This window comes from Sulfitobacter sp. UBA4523 (assembly GCF_002388305.1).
GTDB classification, from domain to species: domain Bacteria; phylum Pseudomonadota; class Alphaproteobacteria; order Rhodobacterales; family Rhodobacteraceae; genus Sulfitobacter; species Sulfitobacter pontiacus.
In genome coordinates this window covers 184,347-184,598 of the sequence record NZ_DGMH01000024.1, presented here as the reverse complement: position 1 = coordinate 184,598, position 252 = coordinate 184,347, and the positions used below count along the sequence as shown (strand labels likewise).

Annotated in this window: 1 pseudogene; it reads left to right on the top strand. The window is 56.3% G+C overall.

Features of this window, described 5'->3' with window-relative positions:
* Positions 1–64 precede the first annotated feature (64 nt).
* Positions 65–252, top strand: a pseudogene (locus B3849_RS06705) (3-oxoadipyl-CoA thiolase); the annotation flags it as partial.

Here is a 252-nt window from a genome sequence, read left to right as displayed (position 1 = left end):
AGGTAACATTTAAGTTGCGTCGAATCGCGACTATCCCTACGCTCGTCAACCAAGGGAGACTTTCATGGACGCTTTTATTTGTGACGCGCAGCGCACACCCATCGGCCGCTTTGGCGGCGCATTGTCATCGGTCCGCGCCGATGATCTGGCAGCGGCACCGATTGCCGCACTGATGGCCCGCAATCCTGATCTGGATTGGTCCAAAATCGATGACGTGATCTTTGGCTGTGCCAACCAGGCCGGCGAAGACAA